10 protein-coding genes are annotated in these 7,398 nt (G+C 40.5%); 8 read left to right on the forward strand and 2 right to left on the reverse strand.

Features of this window, described 5'->3' with window-relative positions; translation table 11 throughout:
• Positions 1 to 3: 3 nt before the first annotated feature.
• The 8 genes from AC0KUU_RS25505 to AC0KUU_RS25540 are packed head-to-tail and all read left to right on the forward strand — an operon-like array spanning position 4 to position 4,495.
• The gene (locus tag AC0KUU_RS25505) at positions 4 to 2,106 is read left to right on the forward strand and encodes an ATP-dependent DNA helicase (RefSeq protein ID WP_473453721.1); all 2,103 of its coding nucleotides are present in this window, start codon (positions 4 to 6) and stop codon (positions 2,104 to 2,106) included.
• Position 2,107: 1 nt separating this feature from the next.
• Positions 2,108 to 3,019, forward strand: a complete 912-nt coding sequence (locus tag AC0KUU_RS25510) for a hypothetical protein (RefSeq protein ID WP_473453723.1) — start codon at positions 2,108 to 2,110, stop codon at positions 3,017 to 3,019.
• Positions 3,016 to 3,390 carry a hypothetical protein gene (locus tag AC0KUU_RS25515; protein WP_473453725.1) on the forward strand — a complete coding sequence of 125 codons (375 nt, stop codon included), beginning with the start codon at positions 3,016 to 3,018 and terminating at the stop codon, positions 3,388 to 3,390. The genes AC0KUU_RS25510 and AC0KUU_RS25515 overlap by 4 nt, the downstream gene beginning before the upstream one ends.
• Before the next feature lie 57 nt (positions 3,391 to 3,447).
• Complete coding sequence (locus AC0KUU_RS25520) at positions 3,448 to 3,606, forward strand: hypothetical protein (protein ID WP_473453727.1); 159 nt, start codon at positions 3,448 to 3,450, stop codon at positions 3,604 to 3,606.
• Entirely contained in the window at positions 3,599 to 3,850 is a 252-nt protein-coding gene (locus tag AC0KUU_RS25525; protein ID WP_473453729.1) for a hypothetical protein, read from the forward strand. Before AC0KUU_RS25520 ends, AC0KUU_RS25525 begins: the two co-directional genes overlap by 8 nt.
• Positions 3,847 to 4,086: a hypothetical protein gene (locus AC0KUU_RS25530; protein WP_473453731.1), complete on the forward strand. Its 240-nt coding sequence runs from the start codon at positions 3,847 to 3,849 to the stop codon at positions 4,084 to 4,086. The genes AC0KUU_RS25525 and AC0KUU_RS25530 overlap by 4 nt, the downstream gene beginning before the upstream one ends.
• A 1-nt stretch (position 4,087) precedes the next feature.
• Positions 4,088 to 4,318: a hypothetical protein gene (locus tag AC0KUU_RS25535; RefSeq protein WP_473453733.1), complete on the forward strand. Its 231-nt coding sequence runs from the start codon at positions 4,088 to 4,090 to the stop codon at positions 4,316 to 4,318.
• 18 nt (positions 4,319 to 4,336) lie between these two features.
• Positions 4,337 to 4,495 carry a DUF3797 domain-containing protein gene (locus AC0KUU_RS25540; RefSeq protein ID WP_473453735.1) on the forward strand — a complete coding sequence of 53 codons (159 nt, stop codon included), beginning with the start codon at positions 4,337 to 4,339 and terminating at the stop codon, positions 4,493 to 4,495.
• A gap of 105 nt (positions 4,496 to 4,600) precedes the next feature.
• On the opposite strand, the gene AC0KUU_RS25545 is transcribed toward AC0KUU_RS25540, so the two are convergent.
• On the reverse strand, positions 4,601 to 4,993 hold the full coding sequence (locus AC0KUU_RS25545) for a hypothetical protein (protein ID WP_473453737.1): 393 nt from the start codon (positions 4,991 to 4,993) through the stop codon (positions 4,601 to 4,603).
• 281 nt (positions 4,994 to 5,274) lie between these two features.
• The coding region (locus tag AC0KUU_RS25550; protein ID WP_473453739.1) for a hypothetical protein at positions 5,275 to 7,398 on the reverse strand (2,124 nt) is incomplete at its 5' end.

The following is a 7,398-nucleotide window of genomic DNA, read 5'->3' on the forward strand; positions in this document are numbered from 1 at the left end:
GGTGTGGAAGAAACAGCAACGGATTTAGTCACAGCAACATTCGAGGATGGTGGTCATCTATCCAAACGAATTAAAAATTATAGAGTCAGACCTCAACAAGAAGAGCTCGCAAAGAAAATACAATTCTGCATCAAGAAAAAGAAACCATTGATGGCAGAAGCACCAACAGGAGTCGGAAAGTCCTTAGCTTCATTGGTGCCAGCGTTTGAGCACATTATGGAAACAGACGAAACAGTCATTGTCGTTACGTCTAGTATTATCCTTCAAGAACAATACATGAACAAAGATATTCCTATGCTAGAAGAACTGTATAACTTCAAGGTGAAACCTGTTTTAATCAAAGGCCGAAACAACTTTGTATGCCCCAAGAAAGTAGCAGAAGCAAAAGCAGGGAAAGTTGGTTTTTCTACATCTGAACAGGTAAAACAGTTCGCGGAAGTATTAGATTGGGCAACAACCTCCAAACGTGGTGATAAGGCTGAATTAGACTTTGTTCCGTCATACAACGTATGGGCTGGCATTTCATGTGTAGACGGTGCGGATTGTAAAGGGAAACAGTGTCCGCTATACAACGCATGCCCTTACTATCGTGAACGTAATCGTATGGGTACAGCAAAGCTTATTGTATGTAACTATCATTATTTCTTTAATGCGTTGCGTTCCGAAAACATGCTGCCGCCAATTGGAGTAGTCATTATGGATGAAGGTCATGAAATCAATGCGATTGCTCGTGACTTCCAAGAACAAACATATTCCGCTAACTCGCTCCAAAAACCAATTGACCGTTTATCAAAAGAAATGAAAGCAGCTGAGTTTTCAGATGTAGGCGAATCAGTATATGACTTGCTTGACAGTGAAGCTATTGCCAATTTAAACGTGACATCTGTTCAAATGTTCGCTGGCTTAAAAGACCGCTATCATCGCGTGGTACGCCCTAATTCGGGACGAAGCTTTTGGGAAGTTCATCCGGCTACACGTTCTAATATTTTTGAGTATGCAGAGGAACACGTCAAAGCATTAGATGATGCTGCGGCTGAGTGCAAAGCATATTTAGATAAGTTCGGATTTGATCCAGAAGCGATTTTTGATTTGTTAGAACAGTACGATGAAGGCTCTGTGAATTGGTTAATGGGTGTTCACTACTTTCGGACAACACTATTAGAATTCAGCCACATGTTACATCAGTTCTTCAATCAAGTAGAAATCGAAGAGGATGGGATTGAACGATTATATTGGGTTCAACAATATCGCGATTCTGTTCAGCTCCACATTAAGCCAACAACAGGTCAAGGATTAACGAAACATCTTTTCTATGAAAGTGCAGGTCTGAATCAACCGGTACCAATCATCATGAGTGCGACATTAACGACAAATAAATCCTTTGACCATTTGAAAGAAGATTTAGGCGTAGGTCCAGATAATCAATCTCCACGATTACAGAAGATTGAAGAGTTATCGGTTACGTCGCCATTTAATTTAGATGAAAACTTATTGTGGTACCTGCCGCCAAATGCACCAGCTGGCAATGATCGTAACCATTTACCTTTTGTCTTAAAAGAAATGGAGAAAGTGGTCAAAGCGTACGATGGCAGAACGCTATGCCTGTTTACATCGAATCGAAATATGGATGAAGCGGAAAAGTACTTCGAGCAAGTGCTACCTAAGCATATTCAAATCATTTCGCAAAACCATATGCCGAAACAACGCATCATCGATTTTATGAAAAAGAACAGCAATACAGTTGTGATTGGGACACGTTCCTTCTTTACAGGAGTCGATATTCAAGGACCGAACCTATCCGCTGTGTTAATAGATAAATTCCCGTTTCCGATTGCTGGAGATCCAATCGTCGATTACTTAAGTGCTCAACCTAGAGGATTTCATAAACATAGTTTGCCTGAAGCGATTATCGCGATGAAGCAAGCATTTGGACGTTTGAATCGGACATCAGAAGACAAAGGGGTTGTCGCAATTTATGATGGTCGATTATCAACAGCTCGCTATAAAAACAAAATCTTAAATTCATTTGCTTTTAAGATTCAAGCAACGAAGGACTGGAACCGTGTAGAGGATTATATTGCTCAAACATTAAAGGGGGAAAAGTAATATGTCTAAAGTGTCCATTATTGTGAAAAGTGAACAAGAAACGAAAACAGTACGATTGGAGGGGCTACCTGAAGAGGCAGTCATTCGGTTGGTTGAACGTGCGTTGTTTGAAGGTGAAGCTGTGTCTTATGAACCTGATGTAAATATAGCAGATATGATTTCAGAAACACAAACGTTTAAAGTAACAGACGGCAGCGTGGAAGCTTACAACATTCCAGCGGAAAAGCAAGATGAGGAAATGGCGATTTTAGATAACATGGGGGATGTTGAAGTATCAGATGATCATGATGGGGAAATCGCTGTATTGGATAAAGTGGGAGACGTTCAAGTCGAAAGTGATGAAGAAGAAGGTATGAAAATTGCTACAGCGATTATGGCTAAACCACTGGACCGCTACGTGAAGCCAGGAAAAGTAAGGCCTATTAAATCAGCTCAACCGCAAGCGGAAGCTCCACGTAAAGCGGTCCTAAACGTAACAAACAATGCTCCTAGATCAAAGCAACTGCCATTGATCGGAAGCAACCGTTCTTCTTTTTCTATCGGAGAAGCGATTCAACAAAAGTTTCAGCAGGTTTCCTTTACGGGGGATGAAGTAACGGGTGAACAAGAAGAAACAGAAGAGATTCAAGAACGTATAGTTCCAGAGCTTCCTTATACAAAAATGACACCTAATGGAGAACATATGCTGTACCGCACAAAGGTAGAATGCCCTGAGTGCAATGATGTGCATACCAATCGTTACGCTCGTGTCGGTTCTAAATATGTTCGTTGCTTCGTATGTGATGCTCGTTTGAAAAGTACGTTTGCGACAAACGATGTGCAATTAATTGATGAGCGTCAATATCCAGTAGCGGATGAAGACAACTACTATTTTTATGCGAAAGAACTACTTGAAGGTGTGAGTACAACTTGAGTAAAGGATTGGCTTATACGTGGCAGATTTCAGATAAAGAACGTGAAACAATGAAAGTCCGTGTCGCGCAAATGGTCAAGATCAAAAGTAGTGCAGACCTTTCGGAAGAAGAACAGAAACAGTTTTTTGCTGAATGGGTCAACATCACAAATCGACTCCGTAAAGGAAAAGAGTTAATAACCAAAATGGAGCGGCAACAAGAGCCAGGTCAAGATCTGCGCCTGGATCAAAATTATATTAAATTAACCCATCTGTATGAGTTCTTATTTACGATGCTTGGGTACTATGATTTGTTCTTCCAAAAGAAGTTCCCGAAGGAAGAGCATGAGCGTTACCAAACGGCGATATTACAGATGTTTGATAGATTGTGAGTCTTAGTATTCAAAACGGAAAAACGTGCGAAATTGAGGGCGTAGGGTGGTGATGATGTGGAAATTTCAAAACAACAGCAAGAAGCCCTAGTTGCTTTATTAAAACCTCTTACACGAAACGCATATGACAAGGCGTATCTAAACGGTCTGAATGACTGTTTAGAGGCGCTAGATATAGAAACTATTACGATAAGGGACGAGGAAGAACATGAATAGCAATTTGCAAAACCCACGAGAAAAAGAATCATATACACGTATTTTAGAAATCTTAGCAATCATCATGGCACAGTCCGGAAAAGTAGCGAAAGAAACCAATGACTTTCTAGGTAAAGGATTTGAGCTAGAACAGGTGGAAAAGGCGCTACATGCTCTAAAGGGGCTGCAGTCACCTATGAGCGAACTAACTGGACTATTAGAAGTAGAACGTGTGCTGTTGAAAAAGGGAAGTGATCAAGAGTGAAAGGGAAAAGGCTAACTGGAGAAGAGTTAACAGCTATTGAAGAGGAATACAAGACCACAGAATTAAATGATGCTGAGCTTATTGTCATTTCAAAACAACACTTCGATGACCTTGTAAATTCCACTAAATATTTAACGAAGCGTTTTTACACATTGCGTGAGCGTAACCAAGAGTTAAGTGAAAATGTGTCCAAAAAAGCCAATGAAATCAATAAATTGAAAAGGGAGAAGAAATAGCATGCCGATCTATTTAGAGGATTTTTTAAATCATTTAGCAGAACGAAAATTCATGCACTACCATGCTTTGTTTATAGCGAAACCAGTAGCTTATACGAGTGATGAAATGCATCTTCGAATTCAGCGGTTAGCGGAATACAAAGAAGTTATTCATATCATTGAACATTTGCCGCTTGAACATAAAAAGTATGTTGACAAAGAATACGAGGATCGAAGAGGATGCTTCGATTAAGAAAGTAGGTAATGATAAATGAATGGACTAAAAGCTTTAGAATTGATTAGGAAGTATGCTGCTTGCAAAGATTGTGGAAATGATAAAGTAGGCGGGGGTCAAGGAAAACTTGAAGTAGAAGACGATGTGTTCAGACGCTCTTGTAAATGCGGATGGTCAATCGAAATTAAAGAATAAAAAAACTCATACCGGCCTAGTGCCGGTATGAGTTTTTTTCTATACTATTATTAACGTTTGCCATCCATAATAGTATAACCGTTAATTTATAAGATATACGCTACATTAGCGATCTTTTGCTTCTTCAAGGTATTCTTCTTCAGAAATATCAATCTCTGTTACCTTCTTCATATCGGGTGCTGGCTTCCAACGCAAGCGGCGTTTACGAGTGATCCATTGTTCATTCGTGCGTATATCAGTATGTGTACGCTGAATGGCTTTTGTATAAAAGGAGGCATATCCTTCAAAGATTACACGAAACCCTAAACGTAACAGGATTGAAATCTCATTGAATAGTAAGTTGATAATCAACAGTATCTCCTTCTCTGATAATTTTTCACTTAGTTCGAAAATCTCTTTATCAGATAGTTGACTATTCTTTACTTGACCGCCTTCTAATCGCTGTTTAATGCGACGCGCTACACCCATTTGACGAATTTGTTTATTGGTCTTTTCCATGAAGTTTCCCTCCCTTGTACAAAAGAATGGATGTATACATAGAGAAAAGAGGGAGTTCACAACATTAGGGATGTTGCAAAAGAAGTGATCGACTTCTCTAGCCTATCCGCTCTGTTACTCCATTCTCCCTCTTTTGTCCGCTTCAACCTTCTTTTCAATTTTATGCCCTACGCAAAAATCGGTAAGAGATAGAGAAGCAATTCTCCAAAAGCCGAAGCAATCTCCATTACTTTATATCTATAATCCTACCTTTTTTTTCATATTCTTGCAACGGCAATTGATTAGAGAAACCCATTAACAAAGGCATTTGGGTTGTAGTTGTCAGCGAAATTTCCTTTCTTCCCTGTTACCTGCTGCGTAAGTGGTGTATTCAAGCTATCCTTCATACCAAGAGTAGCGCCCGCTCCTATAATACGTGTAGCATCTTTATAAGAAGCAGCATCTAACCAATTGTTTTCGGAAAGGTTCGGTTTACTTACACCTACAAGCTTTCGTTCAAATTGGAGAGGTTTCTTTTGTACCTTGATATGCTTACGCTGGTCTTTGATTTTCTCCCAAGCTTCCTCTGTGATGACATCACCTTTTTTAACAATCACTTTCATCATGTTGTTGCGGTCACTGATATCTTGAGCGGCTACAGCTCCAATTACATTCATGCGGTTTGCATAATCCATTGCCACGGTTTCTACACGTCCAGCAAGTTTGTTGTATTGGTTGACGGTATCCATTGATACGGTTTGACCGATAGAGAATGGTGATGTACCAGGATCAGTAATTTTCGCTTGGTTCATCAAGTTGTTTGTTACAACCTCATAATGGCGATGATCGGTATCGTCGATATCCCCGGCGCTATAAGCTTCCTCGATGCTTTGTGATAAATAATTCTTCGCCGCTTCCACACCTTGATATTTAATTACATCATGCGGATTACGGATAACAAGACGTTGGTTCGTCCCGTCAAACTCTTTTGTTAACAAGTCACCTTGTTTGAGCATGACGCCTTCTTTTACGATATCCGATAACTCTTTATGATGAAGAGGGTATTTCGTTTTGCCGACAATAACCGTCGTCCCAAGTACAGGATCTCTTTTAATGGAGCGAACTTCGCCGTCTTCTTTTACAATGACAGCTGAAGTAGATTTGTTACTCAATTCCTCCGGCAAACGAAGTGTTTCTTGAATGCGGTCAAACGCACCCGATACGGAACTACCAGCACCCCCAACGTGGAAGGCTTTCATGATTGCCTGTGTAGACGGCTCCCCTAGTGCTTGTGCAGCCACACTACCAACAGGTGTACCAATTTCTACAAAGTCGGCTGTCACGCCTCCTGGCTTAATTCCATAGCACTTCTGACATACACCGCTTGTACTCTTACAAGTAAGCGGACTACGTACATTCACTTTACCAATGGCTCTTGTTGTGATTTTCTCTTCATCATGTACAGAAAGTGGTTTGCCTGTCGCTCTGATCACGCCGCCTTTTTGAAGAGCAACGTCTTTTAACAATACACGGCCATGCAATGAACGTTTGTCGCGGTCTAAAGACATATCAAGCATAATCCCTTTTGTATCGCCACAATCACGTTCAGAAACAACGGTTTGTTTATTCGTCATCCATAGCTCACGTGTTAATTCACCCGGCTTACTTGTTTCAATCGATTTATCTAAAATCCCTTTACGAGAGTCATACGATAAATCCCAAAATTGGTCAGGCGATAGGCCGTCAATATGAGAAGAGTTAACCGCTCGGGTTTTTCTGCTCGTTACGTCTTTACCGACACTGATAACACCAGCCATCGCATTAATCTGACCTGCGTTACCACGGGCACCGGAACTACGCATGATTTCGACTGAGTTACTTTTATCGATTACACCGCTTTCGATAATGCCTTTTAATTGATCGCGGACGATTTCTGATTTCTCTTGTTCGAACGCATCACGTGCATCAATCATTCCGCTAGCAAGACGGTCTTTGTATTTATCCTTCAATGAGTTTTCGGCTGCTTGGAATAATCCTTTTTGGTCAATGCCGCGAACTGTATCAAAGTCTTTTAAACCAATACTTAAACCGGATTGTGTAGCTGTTTGGAAGCCCATCGTTTGTAGCTTGTTGATGGTATCAACCGCTTTGATTGTGCCACCATTTTTGCTGTTAATGATGTTGGTTAAGATTTTCGTCATCTTCTTCTTATTAACATCCACGTTGTTTTTATAATCTTGGAAACCGCGTGGTAGCGATAAGTTGAATAAATGTTGGCCAGCTGTAGCTGTGACTAGACCTTGACCTGGAACACTCATTTGAACAGCGTCATGTGTGTGGAGTTTTCCTTCTGTATATGCCTTTTGAAGCTCTTTAAATGACTTAATTTGCTTCGGTGTTCCTTTAGGCATTACATCACGAGTCAT

The sequence above is a fragment of the Priestia sp. ST2 genome, from assembly GCF_055810735.1.

Bases quoted from the DNA above. Each gene is read 5' to 3' on its own strand.
- AC0KUU_RS25535 (WP_473453733.1), top strand. From the start codon at position 4,088: ATGCCGATCTATTTAGAGGATTTTTTAAATCATTTAGCAGAACGAAAA.
- AC0KUU_RS25540 (WP_473453735.1), top strand. From the start codon at position 4,337: ATGAATGGACTAAAAGCTTTAGAATTGATTAGGAAGTATGCTGCTTGC.
- AC0KUU_RS25510 (WP_473453723.1), top strand. From the start codon at position 2,108: ATGTCTAAAGTGTCCATTATTGTGAAAAGTGAACAAGAAACGAAAACA.
- AC0KUU_RS25545 (WP_473453737.1), bottom strand. From the start codon at position 4,993: ATGGAAAAGACCAATAAACAAATTCGTCAAATGGGTGTAGCGCGTCGC.
- AC0KUU_RS25525 (WP_473453729.1), top strand. From the start codon at position 3,599: ATGAATAGCAATTTGCAAAACCCACGAGAAAAAGAATCATATACACGT.